Raw genomic sequence first — 16,617 nt, 5'->3', positions numbered from 1 at the left:
GGCCTTATAATGAAGAGGATTTTAGAGGAGAAAAGGATTGGTTGATGTCATGGGAAGCAAAAACGAATTACTTCAGAAAATAGACAACGGATATCACAGTTTCAGTAAGGGGCAGAAGAAGCTGGCGGATTTTATCCGCGGGGAATATGACAAGGCTGCGTTTCTTACCGCTGCGAAGATGGGAGAAGAGGTGGGCGTCAGCGAGTCTACGGTGGTCCGTTTTGCTACGGCTCTTGGCTATAACGGATACCCGGATTTCCAGAAAGCTCTGGGGGAGATGGTGCGGACAAAGCTGAATTCAATCCAGAGAATGGAAGTGACCTACGGGCGGATCAGTCAGGGAGAGATCCTGGAGACGGTCCTGCAGTCCGATATTGAAAAGATCAAGATGACGATGTCTGCCATCGACCACAACGCATTTGAACTGGCGGTGGACACCCTCCTGAATGCCAGAAAGATCTATGTGATCGGTATCCGAAGCTGTGCGCCGCTGGCGCATTTTCTAAGCTTTTACCTGAATCTGATCTGTGATGATGTGACAGCGGTCAGCACCAACAGTTCCAGCGAGATCTTTGAACAGCTGATCCGGATCGGTGAAGAGGATGTGATCATAGGGATCAGTTTTCCCAGATATTCCATGCGTACGCTGAAGGCTCTGGAGTTTGCCAGCAGCCCGGAAAGCCAAGGTGGTGACTCTGACAGACAGCGTGCATTCTCCGATGAATCTCTATTCTTCCTGTAATCTGATCGCAAGAAGCGACATGGCTTCCATCGTAGACTCTCTGGTGGCACCGTTAAGCGTGGTGAACGCTCTGGTGGTGGCTCTGTGTATGAAAAAGCAGGACGAGGTGATCAAAAGGCTGGAAACCCTGGAAAAGATCTGGGATGAATATCAGGTATACAGCAAAAGATGAGATGAACCTTGTGGGAGACACGGTTGAAAATGAACGGGATGGAAGAAGGAGAAGGGCATGTGTAGGGTCCTGATCGCAGGCGGCGGGGCCGCCGGGATGTTTGCGGCAGCGGCAGCGGCGGACCGGGGACATCAGGTAGAGCTGTTTGAAAAAAATGACCGGCTGGGAAGAAAACTGTTTATTACAGGAAAGGGGCCGGTGCAATCTGACCAATGCCTGTGATATGGACGGGCTTTTTGAAGCTGTGGTGTCCAATCCCAGGTTTTTATACAGCAGCTTTTATGGCTGCACCAATCAGGATGTGATCCGCTTTTTTGAAGAGGCGGGAGTCCGGACCAAGGTGGAACGGGGCGACCGGGTGGTTTCCGGTTTCAGACCATTCTTCGGATGTGATCCGGGCTCTGGAGCGGGAACTGAAAAAACGGGGAGTAAAAATCCGTCTGAACTGCAGGGTGAAAAAGGTCTGTGTGTCTGAAGAGGGGGCGTTTAGAGGCTTTTCATTGGAGGACGGCTCTTTTGTGACCGGAGACCGCCGGGATCATCGCTACAGGAGGTCTTTCCTATCCCTCTACCGGTTCTACCGGAGACGGGCTGCGGTTTGCCGAGGCACTGGGGCATCAGGTGACGGAGTGCCTGCCTGCGCTTGTGCCCATGGAATGTCAGGAATCCTGGGCCGGAGAGCTGCAGGGCCTGTCTCTTCGGAATGTCCGGGCCAGGATCCTGGATGGGAAAAAAGTCCTGTATGAAGAATTTGGGGAAATGTTGTTTACCCATTATGGCATCAGCGGGCCATTGATGCTGACAGCCAGCAGCTTCGTTGGAAAACGACTTCAGAAAAAGGAACTGAAGCTGGAAATCGATTTAAAGCCGGCGCTTACGGAAGAGCAGCTGGATCACCGGATCCTGCGGGATTTTGTAAGAAAACAAGAACCGGCAGTTTAAAAATGCCCTGGGAAAATTGTTTCCTGCGAAGCTGATCCCGGTCATGGTTTCTTTAAGCGGGATCGATCCGGAGAAAAAGGTCAACGAAGTGACCAGGGGAGAACGACAGGCCTTTGTCCGCCTGATCCGCCATCTTCCCCTTACCCTGACCGGCCTTCGGGATTACCGGGAGGCAATTGTCACAAAAGGCGGCGTCAGCGTCAGGGAGGTGGATCCCGGTACTATGGAATCCAAATTGATCCCGGGGCTTTATTTTGCAGGAGAAGTACTGGACCTTGACGCAGTGACCGGAGGCTTCAATCTGCAGATCGCCTGGTCCACCGGATATGCGGCCGGATCCGGGATCCGGTAAATAAAATTTATAGAAATTTTCTTGTCCATTTTTCAAAAATAGGATATACTGTGCTCATTGCGTGATACGAAGCGCAGTAGTTTTAAGACAGGAAGGACAGAGAGTAATGGAACCTAAATTTCGTTTTGAATATGAGGAAACGGAACAGACATTTACAGACATGTACATGATGTATTATAAAAGCAGAAGCGGATACGGCTATAAGCTGACCATATTCTTTATGGGACTTCTGATCCTGTTCATGCAGGTATCGCCGGATCCGTCCGTGCTGACGCCGAAATACATTATTACCTACGCGCTTATGTGGGCGCTTGCATTCCTTCTGGGATACCTGGGAAATAAATACGTTTATTCCAGATTTAATGTAAAAAATGCCGCGAAAAGCGGCCGCCAGGCTTATGAGGAGCGGGTGAAAAAAAGAGGCACCGAGCTGCAGGTTGTGATCAACTGCTTTGAAGAGTATTTTGGCATGGTGTTTCAGGATCAGAACGCCTACTATACTTATCAGGAAATCTCCAGACTGATGGAGACGGAGCGGATGTATGGCGTGGTAGTCGGCGGGATCCGGGGACAGAAGAAGATGATCTGTTTTCCAAAGGCAGCCCTGGAAGGGGACAAAGACGAGGAGTTCCGCAGATTTATGGCTGCAAAATGTGTCAATGTGGCCGGCGGATTTAAAGAACTGAAAGACTGACGAGGTGTAGGTATGGGATTTAATGTGGCGATTGACGGACCGGCGGGAGCCGGCAAGAGTACGATTGCAAAACTGGTGGCAGCAGAAGAAGGGCTGGTCTATGTAGATACCGGGGCCATGTACCGGGGACTTGCGGTCTACTTCCTGGGGCTTGGCATCTCTGCGGAGGAGACGGACCGGCTGGCTGCGGCCTGCCGGGAAGTGACCATGGAGATCGGATACGCCGGATCTGTCCAGCAGGTTTATGTAAATGGCGAGAATATTACGGGACGGCTCAGGGAGGAGTCCGTAGGAAATATGGCCTCCAGGTGCGCGGCGGTACCGGCAGTGAGGGAATGCCTTCTGGATCTGCAAAGGAGGCTGGCAAAGACCCAGAATGTGATCATGGACGGCAGGGATATCGGCACCTGTGTGCTTCCGCAGGCAGACTTGAAAATATTCCTTACAGCCAGCGTGGAAACCCGGGCCAGGCGGAGATATCTGGAATTAAAGGAAAAAGGCGTCGCATGTGATCTGGAAGAGATCGCAGCCGACATAAGAGAGAGGGACGAGCGGGATTCCACCCGTAAGACCGCTCCTTTAAAACAGGCGGCAGATGCGGTCCTGATCGACAGTTCAGATCTCTCAATCGAAGAAGTGGTGGCAGTGATCGCATCCCTGTGCAGAGAGAAGAGAAAAACCCCGAATTGAAAAAAAACAAAGATTTTGTTGAAATAATCTACAAAAAGGGGTATGATATAGTTGTTTTAAATACAATCTGTAATGCGAGAAAAGGAAGGCAGTAAGGCCTGTGAGAATACGTACTACATACAGACACTTGACGATTTGGATATGAATCAATTAAGGTCCGTGGAAACAGTAGGTATTACAGCAGGGGCATCCACGCCCAAGAAAATAATTGAGGAGGTTCAAAGCAATGTCAGATTTAACTTTTGAACAGATGTTAGAGGAGTCCTTTCGGACAATCAGAAATGGTGAGGTCGTAGACGGGACAGTCATCGACGTAAAGCCGGATGAGATCATTTTAAATATAGGGTACAAGGCTGACGGTGTGATCACAAGAAGTGAGTATACCAATGATTCCAATGCGGATCTGACCACCATGGTTTCCGTAGGAGACCCCATGACAGCAAAAGTATTAAAAGTAAATGACGGCGAAGGTCAGGTGATGCTGACATACAAGCGTCTGCTTGCAGAAAAAGGAAATGAGAGGCTCAAAGAGGCTTATGAGAATCATGAAGTACTCAAAGCTCCGGTTACGCAGGTACTGGGCGGAGGCTTAAGCGTTGTGATCGACGAGGCCAGAGTCTTTATTCCTGCCAGCCTGGTATCCGACAGTTATGAGAAGGATCTTGGCAAGTACCAGGGACAGGAGATCGAGTTTGTGATCAGCGAGTTTAACCCGAGAAGAAACCGTGTGATCGGCGACAGGAGACAGCTTCTGGTTGCAGAAAGAGCAGAGAAGCAAAGAGAGCTCTTTGCCAAACTTCAGGTTGGCGACAGGATTGAAGGAACGGTGAAGAACGTGACAGACTTCGGCGCGTTCATCGACCTTGGCGGAGTGGACGGACTGCTCCACATCTCCGAGATGTCCTGGGGACGGATCGAGAATCCCAAAAAGGTATTTAAAGTAGGTGAGCAGCTGGAAGTGCTGATCAAAGATATTCATGATACCAAGATTGCATTAAGCTTAAAGTTCCCGGAGACCAATCCGTGGGCAAACGCAGAAGAGACCTATGCACCCGGCACGGTGATCCAGGGAAAGGTTGCCAGAATGACAGATTTTGGCGCATTTGTGGAACTGACACCGGGCGTGGACGCACTTCTTCATGTATCCCAGATCTCCAGAGCGCATGTGGACAAACCGTCGGATGTTTTAAGCGTAGGCCAGGAGATTACAGCAAAGATCGTAGATCTTAATGTGGAAGAGAAGAAGATCAGCTTAAGCATGAAGGCGCTTGAGAAGAATACAGAAGAAGCGGCAGAGACAGAAGAGTCAGAATCCGCAGAAGTGACAGAAGAATATGAGGCAGAAGAAGAGTAGAGATCACCAGTTCAGTATCAAATATCTGAATCAATTTTATAAAAGTTACAGATAGAGGCCATCCGGGCCTCTATCTTTTTTGTATGTTAAAAAACCGACAAAATGTTTGTGGAAATATACAAAGAAATAGCGCGAATTACTGGAAAATTCGTGGGATTTCTTGTATTATAAAAGATAGAGTAAAAAGGAAGGAAGGATAAAAGGGATGGCATTGTTAACATTTAAAGGTGGAATTCATCCTGATGACGGCAAGGCTCTGGCGAAAAACAAAGAGATCGTTGAGCTGAAGCCGAAGGGGGATCTTGTCTACCCGGTATCCCAGCACATCGGCGCGCCTGCGAAGCCCGTAGTCGCCAAGGGAGACCATGTTTTAAAAGGACAGATGATCGCGGAGGCAGGCGGTTTTGTGTCTGCGCCCGTTTATGCCTCTGTGTCAGGAACAGTCAAGGACATTGCTCCACGCCTGAACCCTACGGGGGGGACTGTAAACAGCATCATCGTGGAAAACGATGGAGAATATGAAGAAGTGGAATATCCGGCAGTCAAACCGCTGGAGGAGATGACAAAAGAGGAGATCCTGGAAACTATCGGGAACGCAGGCATCGTCGGCATGGGCGGCGCCGGATTCCCCACCAGAGTCAAGCTCTCACCCAAGGAGCCGGACAAGATCGACTATGTGATCGCCAACTGTGCGGAGTGTGAGCCCTATATTACGGCAGACTACCGGACCATGCTGGAGATGCCCGAGAAGCTGGTGGGCGGCATGAAGATCGTCCTGAAGCTTTTTGACAACGCGAAGGGGATTTTTGGCGTTGAGGATAACAAACCGGATTGTATCGCAAAGTTAAAAGAGCTTACCAAAGATGAACCCAGAATGGAGGTTCTAGCGTTAAAGACCAAGTATCCCCAGGGCGGTGAGCGTCAGCTTATTTACGCGACTACCGGGCGGGCGATCAATTCCGCCATGCTCCCGGCGGATGCGGGATGCGTGGTAGACAATGTGGCTACCATGGTCAGCATTTACCAGGCGGTGGCAGAAGGAAAGCCTTCCATGGAACGAATTGTTACCGTAAGCGGCGACGCGGTCAGTGAACCGGGCAACTTCAAAGTGCCTTTTGGCATCAGCCATGCGGAACTGGTGGAAGCAGCCGGCGGATTTCAGACAGAGCCCGAGAAACTGATCTCCGGCGGTCCGATGATGGGATTTGCCATGGTGTCTCTGGACGTGCCGGTGACGAAGACGTCTTCTTCCATTCTTGGATTTACAAAGGACGAGGTGGCAAAATTTGAACCCACAGCCTGCATCAACTGCGGTCGCTGTGTAGAGGCCTGTCCAAGCCGGCTGATCCCTTCCAGACTGGCAGATTATGCAGAGCATCACGATGAAGAGAAGTTTGTGGCGCATGAGGGACTGGAGTGTATGGAGTGCGGCTCCTGCAGCTATGTATGTCCTGCAAAACGTCAGCTGAAACAGGCGATCGGTTCTATGAGAAAGATTGCACTTGCCAACCGCAAGAAGAAATAAGAAAAAGAATGAAGAGGAAGAGGTGAACCAAACGTGAGTGAGATTAAATTAAAAGTATCATCTTCACCACATATCCGTTCCAAAATAACCTCAGGCAATATCATGCTCATGGTGACCATCGCGCTGTTGCCGTCAGCTGTCTTTGGGGTATGGAACTTCGGACTGTCAGCTCTTATCATGCTGGTCAGCACGGTAGTGGCCGCAGTCCTGACAGAGTACATTTATGAAAAACTGATGCACAAAAAGGTAACCGTAGGAGACTTCAGCGCCGTGGTGACGGGTCTTCTTCTGGGCCTGAATATGCCTCCCACAGCGCCATGGTGGATGGGCGCCCTGGGAAGTGTATTTGGTATCCTGATCGTAAAGCAGCTGTTCGGCGGTCTGGGACAGAACTTCATGAACCCGGCTCTTGGAGCAAGATGTTTCCTTTTGCTTTCCTTTACCGGGCCTATGACCAGCTTTGTCTATGACGGAGTGACAGGTCCGACTCCCCTTGCCTATGTTAAAGAGGGAGCCATGGATCAGATCAACACCATGGATATGATGATCGGTACGATCCCGGGAACCATCGGAGAGACATCTGTGATCGCCATCATCATTGGCGCGATCTTCCTGATCCTGATGGGAGTGATCGACCTTCGGATCCCCGGCACCTATATCGTTACCTTTGTGATTTTTGTAGGGATCTTCGGCCATGTGGCGCATCCGGAGATTGGATTTTTTGATCCCCAGTACATCACCGCCCACCTGTGCGGCGGCGGACTGATGCTGGGCGCATGGTTTATGGCGACAGACTATGTTACTTCCCCGATCACGCCGAGAGGGCAGATCGTTTACGGAATTGTCCTTGGCGTTCTGACCGGACTGTTCCGTATCTTTGGAGGATCCGCAGAAGGCGTGTCTTATGCGATCATCATCAGTAACCTTCTGGTACCGCTGATCGAGAAGGTTACTCTTCCAAAACCATTTGGTAAAGGAGGAGAGAAATAATGAACAAGATTATTAAGAATACCTTGATACTTACAGTGATTACACTGGTATCCGGGCTGCTTCTTGGAATGGCCTATGAGATCACCAAAGATCCCATTGCCCGGTCAGAGGAAAATGCGAAGAAAGAAGCCTGGCAGGCTGTATTTCCCGACGCGTCTCTGGATGCTTTTGAACCGGTGGATGTGGATCAGGATGTGGCGTCTCAGGTGGTAAAGGATCTGGGGATCTCCGCGACAGTGGATGAAGTCTGTGCTGTAGACGGCGGCGAGACCGGCTATGTGATCACAGCTACTGACGGCGAAGGTTATGGAGGCGACATCCAGGTGACGGTAGGGGTCGCCGCGGACGGAAGCGTCAGCGGAATTTCCTTCCTGTCTATCAGTGAGACGGCCGGACTTGGTATGAAGGCGACAGAGCCCGCTTTCTATGAGCAGTATGTGGGCAAGCAGGCAGAGCAGTTCTATGTATCAAAAGACGGCGGCCAGGGCGAGCCAATTGACGCGTTAAGCGGAGCCACCATCACAACCAGGGCAGTGACCGGCGCGGTAAATGCGGCGCTTGGTTATTTCCAGAATGCGTTTTAGGAGGTGCTTCGATGAATTCATGTTTTGAAAGATTAAAAAATGGTTTGATAGATGAGAACCCGATCTTCGTTCTCCTGTTAGGTATGTGTCCTACACTGGCGGTCACAACCTCAGCAGTGAACGGTGTCGGCATGGGGCTTTCTACAACAGCAGTTCTGGTTATGTCCAATATGCTGATCTCCATGCTGCGTAAGATCATTCCGGATTCTGTCCGGATGCCGGCCTTTATCGTGGTCGTTGCTTCTTTCGTAACGATCGTAGACTTCCTGATGGAAGGTTTTACACCGGCTCTTTATGATTCACTGGGATTATATATCCCGCTGATCGTTGTAAACTGTATCATTCTTGGACGTGCGGAGAGCTATGCTTCCAAGAATCCGGTGCTTCCGTCCATCTTTGACGGCCTTGGCATGGGACTTGGATTTACCGTGGCTCTGATTGCCATCGGTCTGGTCCGCGAGATCATCGGTGCAGGCCAGGCGTTCGGCTATCAGCTTCTGCCTCTTGCAGATGAAGCTGCGGGAAAAGGCGGATACGTTCCGGTGACCATCTTTATCCTGGCGCCCGGCGCATTCCTGGTACTGGCTGTGCTGGCCGCGATCCAGAACAAGGTGAAGATCAATCTGGAAAAGAAGGGCAAAGATGCTTCCAAGATCCAGTCCGGATGCGGCGGCGACTGCGCGGCCTGCGGCGGATGTGCATCTACGTCCGGTAGTGGGAAAGAATAGGAGGAGGAAAAATGGGAGATTTGATTTTAATTGCAGTCGGTTCTGCACTTGTAAGTAATGTCGTGCTCAGCCAGTTCCTCGGAATCTGTTCCTTCCTTGGCGTATCCAAAAAGACAGAGACCGCCGTTGGAATGGGCGGAGCGGTTATCTTCGTTATCACGCTGGCATCCCTGGTGGCCGGACTGTTATATCAGTTTATTTTACAGCCACTGGGATTTGATTATCTGAATACGATCGTATTTATCCTGGTCATCGCGGCCCTGGTACAGATCGTAGAAATGTTCCTGAAAAAGTTTGTTCCGTCTCTTTACAATGCGCTGGGCGTTTATCTGCCGCTGATCACCACCAACTGCGCGGTGCTTGGCGTGGCGCTGAACAACGTGCAGGATGAATACAACATCCTGGAGAGCGTGGTAAACGGATTTGCCACAGGCGTCGGCTATCTGATCGCTATCGTGCTGCTGGCAGGCATCCGTGAGAAAATGGAATACAATGACATCCCGGAGTCCTTTAAAGGAATCCCGATCGTGCTTTTAACATCCACACTGATGGCGATCGCGTTCTTTGGATTCTCCGGACTGATATAGGAGGAAGAGAAGTATGAGTATAACAGGTATTATTCTTGCCGCAGTCATTGTAGGCGGTACCGGATTATTCATCGGTATTTTCCTCGGACTTGCAGACAAGAAGTTTGCGGTAGAAATTGATGAAAGAGAAGAACAGATCCTGGGCGTGCTGCCGGGAAATAACTGTGGCGGCTGCGGCTATCCGGGATGTTCCGGTCTGGCGGCTGCCATCGCGGCCGGAGAAGCGCCGGTGAACGCCTGCCCGGTAGGCGGAGCGCCGGTAGCGGCAAAGGTTGGAGAGATTATGGGCGTTGACGCCGGAGAACAGGTAAAAGAAGTGGCATTTGTCAAATGTGCCGGAACCTGCGAAGTGGCAAAACAGACCTATGAGTACGAAGGGCTTCATGACTGTATCATGATCAATATGATGCAGACCAACGGTCCCAAAGGCTGTAAATACGGCTGCCTTGGCGAAGGCTCCTGCGTACAGGCCTGTCAGTTTGATGCCATCCATGTAGTGGACGGCGTGGCAGTTGTAGATAAGGACGCCTGCAAGGCCTGCGGCAAATGTATCGACGTCTGCCCGAGACATCTGATCGAGCTGGTACCTTATGAGCAGAAACATCTGGTACAGTGCAGCTCCAAAGATAAGGGCAAAGATGTAATGAGCGTCTGCTCCGTAGGGTGTATCGGGTGTAAGATGTGCGAGAAAGTCTGCCAGTTTGACGCAGTTAAAGTAGTAGATAATATTGCACATATCGATCCAGAGAAATGTACCGGATGCGGCGCCTGCGCTGAAAAGTGTCCGAAGAAGATCATTCTGTAACGAAAGCTTCTGACAGAAATGAGATAAAAAAGACAAGAAAAGAGACATCCTTTTTCATAGGTGAGAGAATAAAGTACCTTTTATTTTTACTATGATCCGGGATGTCTCTTGTTTTTTATTATAACACAGATTTATTGTTTGTGTTGAAAATTTTTGGAATAATGCAATTTATTGTCGTTGGTGATAAACACAGCGTCCACATTGTCCAGCTGGTTGATGAGATTCATTCCTTTTTCATATCCCAGCAGAAAACAGGTAGTGCTAAGAGCGTCTGCAGTCAGCGAAGAGTCGGTGATAATGGTGACGCTGTAAAGATTGTTTTCGCAGGGGGATCCGGTGGCTGGATCCAGAATGTGATGATAGATTTTGTCGTTCTGTTCAAAATACCGCTGGTAGATCCCGGAAGTCACGATGGACTTGTCGGAAACTTTTACTGAAGTAATGGGAGTGCCGCTTTCATCAAAAGGCTTCTGGATGCCGATGTTGTAGTCGGAACCGTCCGGCTTCGTCCCCATGGCGATGATGTTCCCGCCCAGGTCGATCATGGCGCTTCGGACGCCTTCTTCTTCCAGATAGTCCCGGACTCTGTCCGCGATATAGCCTTTGGCGATCGCGCCTACATCAATCTTTGCGTAGGGATCCAAAAGGCGGACGGTGTTGTCCCGGATCTGGATGTTTTTATAATTCACATGGCTGACGGCGCTGGCGATTGCCGCAGCATCGGGAACAGCCGGGGTTTCAGCTTTAAAGTCCCAAAGATCTGAAACAGAGCCGATGGTGATGTCAAAGGCGCCGCCAGACATTTCACTGTAGTAGATTCCTTTTTCGATCAGTTTGATCGTCTCGTCTGAGACTTCTACTGGGGCGCCCCCTGCCTGATTGATTTTTGCGATCTCGCTGCTTTCGGAAGTCTTTGAGAACATGGCGTCATATTTTTTACAGAGATCCTCGCAGCCCTTCAGGACAGATTCGTCTGCGGCATCGTAGATCCGGATATTGACCACTGTGTCAAACAGGGTGTCTGTATAAACCTGGTCCCTTTTGGAAGAGCAGCCTAAACAGCTGCAAAGGGTGATGGCGCAGGCGGCAAAAAGAGCCGTTATTCTTTGATATCTCATAGTTACACCTCATATTTCTATTTTAATCATTGCTATTATAGCATGACAGATAGTTGATGGCAAAGATTTGTTGTGTTAAAATAGGGGCTAGGAAAAAATGGGGTAAGGGATCATGAAAATTAATTTGCAGAAAAAAGATAAAATGCTGATCGTCATCATTGCCTGCGTGGCGGCTCTGGCTGCCGCGGCGCATCTGGTCATCGGAGGCGGAGGAGCCGGAAGGGTTATCGTAAAGGTGGACGGAGAACTGAAAGGAACCTACAGCCTTGCAGAAGATCAGGAGATAGAGATCAACGGGGGCACCAATGTCCTGCAGATCAAAAACGGAGAAGCAGATATGATACAGGCGGACTGCCCGGATCAGCTGTGCGTCAACCAGAGAGCGGTTTCCCTTAGGGGAGAAAGCATTATCTGCCTTCCAAACAAGGTGGTTGTCCAGGTGGAAAGCGCTGAGAGCAGCGAACTGGACGCAGTGACGAATTAGGGAGGAAGAAGCTTGAAAAGTAAGGTGGCGTTTTTCGGCGTGTTTACCGCGCTGGCGCTGATATTCAGTTACATCGAATCGCTGATCCCTTTTCAGTTCGGGATTCCCGGTGTGAAACTGGGAGTTGCCAATCTCATCATCGTGACGGCGCTCTACAAAATGGAGCTGAAAGAGACGTATCTTCTGTCCGTGGTGCGGGTACTGGTATCCGGTTTTCTGTTCGGGAATTATTTCAGCATTCTGTATAGTCTTGCCGGAGGTCTTTTGAGCCTGTCGGTAATGGCCCTTCTGAAAAAACAGGGGGGCTTTAGTGTGATGGGCGTCAGTGTGGCCGGGGGAGTTTTTCACAATATCGGCCAGCTTGCGGTGGCCATGCTGGTGGTAGAGACATACAGCGTTATGTATTATCTGCCGGTGCTTCTGATCGCAGGCCTGATCACGGGATTCCTGATCGGAGCCGTTTCTGCGGAAGTACTGAAAAGACTGGGGAATATTCATTTTTAGGAGGCGTTATGATTTCATATATCAGGGGTACCCTTGCGGATTTTGAGGAAGATAAGGTGATTGTTGACGTAGGAGGCGTAGGATACGGGATCTTTATGTCCGGTCAGGATATGGGGAGACTTCCGGGGGTCGGAAATGAGGTAAAGATCCATACATATTTCAGTGTAAAAGAGGATGCAATGAAGCTCTATGGATTTCTGACCAGGGATGCGCTTCAGGTGTTTCGGCTGCTGATCGGCGTCAGCGGGATCGGACCCAAAGGAGGGCTTGGGATCCTTTCTGCGCTTTCACCGGACGATCTGCGCTTTGCCGTGATGGCAGGGGATGCAAAAGCCATAGCAGCGGCGCCGGGGATCGGAAAAAAGACGGCGGAAAAGCTGATCCTGGAGTTAAAGGACAAGCTGCATCTGGAGGACGCCCTGGAGCATGCCGTGCAGATGGAAGAGATGCCTTCCGGGGAACATGCAGGCATGAGTGAAGTAAGGAACGACGCAGTGCAGGCCCTCACAGCTCTTGGCTATGGAAGTACGGAAGCGCTCAAAGCGGTCCGGCAGGTAGAGTGGCGGGACGGCATGGAAGCAGAAGAAGTCTTAAAGCAGGCGCTGAAATATATGGTGTTTTAACATAAGGAGCGGGTATGAACAGAAGAATCATAACGACAGAAAATCTGGAAGAAGATCTCAAGATCGAAAACCACCTGCGGCCTCAGCTTTTGGAGGATTATGTAGGGCAGGAAAAGATAAAAGAAACTCTGAAAATCTATATTGAAGCCGCAAAAGCGCGAAGCGAAGTGCTGGATCATGTGCTGTTCTATGGACCGCCGGGACTTGGAAAGACCACGCTTGCCGGGATCATTGCCAATGAGATGAACGTCAACATGAAGATCACTTCCGGACCGGCGATTGAAAAGCCCGGGGAGATGGCGGCAATCCTTAATAATCTTCAGGAAGGGGACGTGCTCTTTGTAGATGAGATCCACAGGCTGAACCGGCAGGTGGAGGAAGTGCTTTATCCGGCGATGGAAGACTATGCCATTGATATTATGATCGGGAAGGGGGCAGGCGCCCGCTCGATCCGGCTGGAACTGCCGAAATTTACGCTGGTGGGAGCTACCACCAGGGCCGGGATGCTGACCGCCCCTTTGCGGGACCGGTTTGGGGTGGTAAACCGGATGGAGTATTATACAGTGGCCGAACTGAAGACTATTATCCTAAGGTCGGCAGAAGTGCTGGACGTCGGGATTGATGACAGCGGAGCAGTCAGCCTGGCAAAACGATCCAGAGGAACGCCAAGGCTTGCAAACCGTCTTCTGAAGCGGGTAAGAGACTTCGCGCAGGTGAAGTTTGACGGCTATATCACCCGGGAAGTGGCCGACTATGCGCTGGATCTTCTGGATGTAGATAAAGAAGGACTGGATCAGACAGACCGGGAACTTCTTCTTGCCATGATCGAGAGGTTTGACGGAGGGCCGGTGGGACTTGACACGCTGGCGGCCGCCCTGGGGGAGGACGCAGGCACCATCGAGGATGTTCTGGAACCCTATCTTCTGAAGAACGGATTCATTCAGCGGACCCCCAGAGGACGGGTGGTTACAGAGCACGCGTGGAGTCATCTTGGAATTTCACGGGAAAAAGAAGAAAAATAGTTGGTTTTTGTGAAACTTTAGTTTATAATAGGTAACAAGATTACGAAAGTTCGAGGAGGCTATTCATGGCATCATCAAAAAACTACACGGAAGTACTGATCGGGGGGAAGGTATTTACGCTTAGCGGATTTGAAAGCGAAGAGTATCTGCAGAAGGTGTCTACTTACCTCAATCATAAAATCGAAGAATGTACCAGCAGCGAAGGATACCGTAAGCAGAGCGCGGAGACCCGAAGCATCCTGCTTGCACTGAATATCGCCGACGACTACTTCAAGGCAAAGAAGCAGGGAGGCACCCTGGAGAGCGATATCGAGACGAAGGATAAAGAGATGTACGACCTGAAGCACGAGCTGATATCCGTACAGATCAAGCTGGAAAATGCAGAAAAGGCGATGGACAAGTTAAAAGAAGAAAACAAAGACCTGCAGATGAAAATTGTCCAGCTGGAAACAGAGATCAAGAATAACCGTAAAAAATAGGCTGTCTTTGGACAGCCTTTTTTATGAAGCGCTTAGGGAGATACAAGGAGAGGATATGAGAAAACGCGATGTGGAAATCCTGGCCCCGGCAGGGTCGTTTGAATGTCTGAAGGCGGCAGTCTGTGCCGGCGCGGACGCAGTCTATGCAGGCGGCAGCAGATTTGGCGCCAGAGCTTACGCGGATAATTTTCAGGAAAAGGAACTTCTGGACGCTCTGGATTATGTGCATCTCCACGGACGGAAGATGTATCTGACTGTGAATACTCTGGTGAAGGAATCGGAACTGGAAAGCTTCCGGGAGTTTCTGATGCCCTATTACCGGCAGGGGCTGGACGGGGTGATCGTGCAGGATCTGGGGGCAGGCAGCCTGATCCGGGAAGAGTTTCCGGGACTTGAGCTTCATGCCAGCACGCAGATGACCATAACCGGAGTGGAAGGCGCAACATTTCTGGAACAGCAGGGATATGTGCGGGTGGTGCCGGCAAGAGAACTGTCTCTTAGGGAGATCCGGGATATCAAAACGCAGACCGGGCTTGAGGTAGAGTGTTTTGTCCATGGCGCGCTCTGTTATTGCTATTCCGGACAGTGTCTCTTAAGCAGCATGATCGGCGGAAGGAGCGGCAACCGGGGACAATGCGCCCAGCCCTGCCGTCTGCCCTACCGCGCTGGCGCGGGACAACCGGAAGATCTTATGAGCCTGAAAGATCTGTGTACCATTGATATGCTTCCGGAACTTCTGGAAGCGGGAATCGATTCCTTTAAAATAGAAGGAAGGATGAAAAAGCCGGAGTATGTCTGGCAGACAGTGGAAATCTACCGGCGATACTCCAGCCTGTACCTGGAAGGCGGCGTTTGTCAGGTGACAGAGGAAGACCGGGAGAGCCTTTACGGAGCATATCAGCGAAGGGGCTATACAGAAGGATATTACCGGCAGCACAATGGAAAGCAGATGATTTCTCTGAAACGGCCGCCGGAAATAAGAGAAGAAGGGGCAGGCAGCCTTCCGGAATTAAAAAAGCAAGAAAAAATTAATGGGAAATTCATATTTTCTCCGGAAAAACCTGCTACACTGATTCTGGAGAGGGGAAAGGTCCGCATTTCCTGCGAAGGACCTGTGCCGGAACCGGCAAAGAAGCAGCCTCTGGACGCAGCGCGGATCGAAACTCAGATGCGTAAGACCGGCGGATCGGAATTTCAGATGGATCAGATGGAAGTTCTGACAGAGGGCGAACTTTTTCTTCCGATGCAGGCGCTCAACGAATTGCGGAGAAATGGACTGGAACGGTTGAAAGAAGAGATCCTGCGGGACTACAGACGCAGCCTGCCGCAATCCGCAGGAAATCCTGCACCGTTTCCGGTACAGACCGGCAAATGGGAGCAGACTGCTGAACGGGAAGGGGAGGATACCGTAAGACCGCTTCTTGCTGCAGCGGTGGAATCTGCCGGTCAGTTTCGGACGGCCTGCGCCTGTCCGGATGTCTCCAGGATCTATGTAGACAGTCTCCTGGCAGCGGAGCCCGAAATGAGGAAGTTATGGAAAGACAGGGATCCGAACCGGGAATATTTTCTGGCTATGCCCTATATTTTCCGGGAAGAGATCAAGAAAACATTTGAAAAAAGCTGCGCCGGGATTCTGGATGCGTTTGACGGCGTACTGATCCGGAATCTGGAAAGTCTGGAGTGGCTTAGGAACCAGGGCTATACAAAACCGATCCTGGGAGATTATAATCTATATGTGTGGAATCATAAGAGTCGTAAGCTTTTGAAGGAGGCAGGGCTTTGGACGGTAACTGCGCCTGCAGAACTCAATCAGAGAGAGCTTGCCAGACTGGGGATCCGGGGGCAGGCGATCACGGTATACGGATATCAGCCGGTTATGGTAACTGCAAACTGTATTCGGAAAACAGCCAAAGGATGTTGTAAGAAAACCGGCTATTCCTGGATTCAGGACAGGTACCGGAAAAAATTTGCGGTAAAAAATTGCTGTGAATATTGTTATAATATCATATATAATTCTGCACCGTTATTTCTGGCAGATCTGGCAGAGCAGGTAAAAGAGCTGTCTCCGGGCGAGATCCGGATGAACTTTTCCCAGGAGCAGCCCCGGGAGATGGAGGCTGTCCTGAGGAGCTGCAGGGATGCGTTTCTGAGGGGGAAAGCGGTAAAAACGCCCGGAACAGAATTTACCAGAGGACATTTTAAAAGGGGAGTAAAGTAGGTGA

The 16,617-nt window shown here is 50.5% G+C and carries 16 protein-coding genes and 3 pseudogenes; 18 read left to right on the top strand and 1 reads right to left on the bottom strand.

Translation table 11 applies throughout. The features are described from left to right. Positions 1–49 precede the first annotated feature (49 nt). The 12 genes and pseudogenes from ABGT54_RS08630 (at position 50) to ABGT54_RS08575 (ending at position 10,165) form a co-directional block, all read left to right on the top strand. A pseudogene (locus ABGT54_RS08630) lies at positions 50–987 on the top strand (MurR/RpiR family transcriptional regulator). Continuing rightward, positions 972–2,208 (top strand): annotated as a pseudogene (locus ABGT54_RS08625) (NAD(P)/FAD-dependent oxidoreductase). Before ABGT54_RS08630 ends, ABGT54_RS08625 begins: the two co-directional pseudogenes overlap by 16 nt. Before the next feature lie 106 nt (positions 2,209–2,314). Beyond that, on the top strand, positions 2,315–2,902 hold the full coding sequence (locus ABGT54_RS08620; RefSeq protein WP_346663714.1) for a hypothetical protein: 588 nt from the start codon (positions 2,315–2,317) through the stop codon (positions 2,900–2,902). 12 nt (positions 2,903–2,914) lie between these two features. Then, on the top strand, positions 2,915–3,592 hold the full coding sequence (gene cmk / locus ABGT54_RS08615) for a (d)CMP kinase (RefSeq protein ID WP_346663713.1): 678 nt from the start codon (positions 2,915–2,917) through the stop codon (positions 3,590–3,592). Between the two features lie 2 nt (positions 3,593–3,594). Beyond that, a pseudogene (locus ABGT54_RS08610) lies at positions 3,595–3,838 on the top strand (4-hydroxy-3-methylbut-2-enyl diphosphate reductase); the annotation flags it as partial. Then, on the top strand, positions 3,819–4,946 hold the full coding sequence (gene rpsA, locus ABGT54_RS08605; RefSeq protein ID WP_346663712.1) for a 30S ribosomal protein S1: 1,128 nt from the start codon (positions 3,819–3,821) through the stop codon (positions 4,944–4,946). The pseudogene ABGT54_RS08610 and the gene rpsA, both read left to right, overlap by 20 nt. 205 nt (positions 4,947–5,151) lie before the next feature. Then, positions 5,152–6,471 carry an electron transport complex subunit RsxC gene (gene rsxC / locus ABGT54_RS08600; protein WP_346663711.1) on the top strand — a complete coding sequence of 440 codons (1,320 nt, stop codon included), beginning with the start codon at positions 5,152–5,154 and terminating at the stop codon, positions 6,469–6,471. A 42-nt stretch (positions 6,472–6,513) separates the two neighbouring features. Next, a complete protein-coding gene (locus ABGT54_RS08595) occupies positions 6,514–7,461 on the top strand; it encodes an RnfABCDGE type electron transport complex subunit D (protein WP_346663965.1) in 948 nt (315 codons plus the stop codon). Then, positions 7,461–8,045: an RnfABCDGE type electron transport complex subunit G gene (locus ABGT54_RS08590; RefSeq protein WP_346663710.1), complete on the top strand. Its 585-nt coding sequence runs from the start codon at positions 7,461–7,463 to the stop codon at positions 8,043–8,045. Before ABGT54_RS08595 ends, ABGT54_RS08590 begins: the two co-directional genes overlap by 1 nt. 11 nt (positions 8,046–8,056) lie before the next feature. Then, complete coding sequence (locus ABGT54_RS08585) at positions 8,057–8,773, top strand: electron transport complex subunit E (protein ID WP_346663709.1); 717 nt, start codon at positions 8,057–8,059, stop codon at positions 8,771–8,773. An 11-nt stretch (positions 8,774–8,784) separates the two neighbouring features. Beyond that, a complete protein-coding gene (locus ABGT54_RS08580) occupies positions 8,785–9,360 on the top strand; it encodes an RnfABCDGE type electron transport complex subunit A (RefSeq protein WP_346663708.1) in 576 nt (191 codons plus the stop codon). Between the two features lie 13 nt (positions 9,361–9,373). Then, positions 9,374–10,165 (top strand): RnfABCDGE type electron transport complex subunit B, encoded by a 792-nt coding sequence (locus ABGT54_RS08575; protein ID WP_346663707.1) that lies wholly within the window; start codon positions 9,374–9,376, stop codon positions 10,163–10,165. Positions 10,166–10,296: 131 nt separating this feature from the next. On the opposite strand, the gene ABGT54_RS08570 is transcribed toward ABGT54_RS08575, so the two are convergent. Beyond that, positions 10,297–11,283, bottom strand: coding sequence for an FAD:protein FMN transferase (locus ABGT54_RS08570; protein WP_346663706.1), 987 nt, complete (start codon positions 11,281–11,283; stop codon positions 10,297–10,299). A gap of 112 nt (positions 11,284–11,395) precedes the next feature. On the opposite strand from ABGT54_RS08570, the gene ABGT54_RS08565 reads away from it, so the two are divergent. The 6 genes from ABGT54_RS08565 (at position 11,396) to ABGT54_RS08540 (ending at position 16,613) form a co-directional block, all read left to right on the top strand. After that, complete coding sequence (locus ABGT54_RS08565) at positions 11,396–11,767, top strand: NusG domain II-containing protein (protein ID WP_346663705.1); 372 nt, start codon at positions 11,396–11,398, stop codon at positions 11,765–11,767. Between the two features lie 12 nt (positions 11,768–11,779). Beyond that, positions 11,780–12,271, top strand: a complete 492-nt coding sequence (locus ABGT54_RS08560) for a Gx transporter family protein (RefSeq protein WP_346663704.1) — start codon at positions 11,780–11,782, stop codon at positions 12,269–12,271. A gap of 8 nt (positions 12,272–12,279) precedes the next feature. Continuing rightward, a complete protein-coding gene (ruvA, locus tag ABGT54_RS08555) occupies positions 12,280–12,894 on the top strand; it encodes a Holliday junction branch migration protein RuvA (protein ID WP_346663703.1) in 615 nt (204 codons plus the stop codon). A 14-nt stretch (positions 12,895–12,908) separates the two neighbouring features. After that, positions 12,909–13,916: a Holliday junction branch migration DNA helicase RuvB gene (gene ruvB / locus ABGT54_RS08550; RefSeq protein WP_346663702.1), complete on the top strand. Its 1,008-nt coding sequence runs from the start codon at positions 12,909–12,911 to the stop codon at positions 13,914–13,916. A 65-nt stretch (positions 13,917–13,981) separates the two neighbouring features. After that, positions 13,982–14,395: a cell division protein ZapA gene (gene zapA / locus ABGT54_RS08545; protein ID WP_346663701.1), complete on the top strand. Its 414-nt coding sequence runs from the start codon at positions 13,982–13,984 to the stop codon at positions 14,393–14,395. A gap of 55 nt (positions 14,396–14,450) precedes the next feature. Next, positions 14,451–16,613, top strand: a complete 2,163-nt coding sequence (locus ABGT54_RS08540) for a U32 family peptidase (protein WP_346663700.1) — start codon at positions 14,451–14,453, stop codon at positions 16,611–16,613. The last annotated feature ends 4 nt before the right edge of the window (positions 16,614–16,617 follow it).

The organism is uncultured Merdimonas sp. (genome assembly GCF_963929015.1).
In the GTDB taxonomy this organism is placed as follows: Bacteria; Bacillota; Clostridia; order Lachnospirales; family Lachnospiraceae; genus Merdimonas.
This window is presented reverse-complemented; position numbering and strand designations above follow the sequence as displayed.

Coding starts and splice junctions, on each gene's coding strand:
- ABGT54_RS08580 (WP_346663708.1), top strand. CDS start 8,785: ATGGGAGATTTGATTTTAATTGCAGTCGGTTCTGCACTTGTAAGTAAT.
- ABGT54_RS08565 (WP_346663705.1), top strand. CDS start 11,396: ATGAAAATTAATTTGCAGAAAAAAGATAAAATGCTGATCGTCATCATT.
- rsxC (WP_346663711.1), top strand. CDS start 5,152: ATGGCATTGTTAACATTTAAAGGTGGAATTCATCCTGATGACGGCAAG.
- ABGT54_RS08575 (WP_346663707.1), top strand. CDS start 9,374: ATGAGTATAACAGGTATTATTCTTGCCGCAGTCATTGTAGGCGGTACC.
- zapA (WP_346663701.1), top strand. CDS start 13,982: ATGGCATCATCAAAAAACTACACGGAAGTACTGATCGGGGGGAAGGTA.
- ABGT54_RS08540 (WP_346663700.1), top strand. CDS start 14,451: ATGAGAAAACGCGATGTGGAAATCCTGGCCCCGGCAGGGTCGTTTGAA.
- rpsA (WP_346663712.1), top strand. CDS start 3,819: ATGTCAGATTTAACTTTTGAACAGATGTTAGAGGAGTCCTTTCGGACA.
- ABGT54_RS08590 (WP_346663710.1), top strand. CDS start 7,461: ATGAACAAGATTATTAAGAATACCTTGATACTTACAGTGATTACACTG.
- ruvA (WP_346663703.1), top strand. CDS start 12,280: ATGATTTCATATATCAGGGGTACCCTTGCGGATTTTGAGGAAGATAAG.
- ABGT54_RS08570 (WP_346663706.1), bottom strand. CDS start 11,283: ATGAGATATCAAAGAATAACGGCTCTTTTTGCCGCCTGCGCCATCACC.
- ruvB (WP_346663702.1), top strand. CDS start 12,909: ATGAACAGAAGAATCATAACGACAGAAAATCTGGAAGAAGATCTCAAG.
- ABGT54_RS08620 (WP_346663714.1), top strand. CDS start 2,315: ATGGAACCTAAATTTCGTTTTGAATATGAGGAAACGGAACAGACATTT.
- ABGT54_RS08585 (WP_346663709.1), top strand. CDS start 8,057: ATGAATTCATGTTTTGAAAGATTAAAAAATGGTTTGATAGATGAGAAC.
- cmk (WP_346663713.1), top strand. CDS start 2,915: ATGGGATTTAATGTGGCGATTGACGGACCGGCGGGAGCCGGCAAGAGT.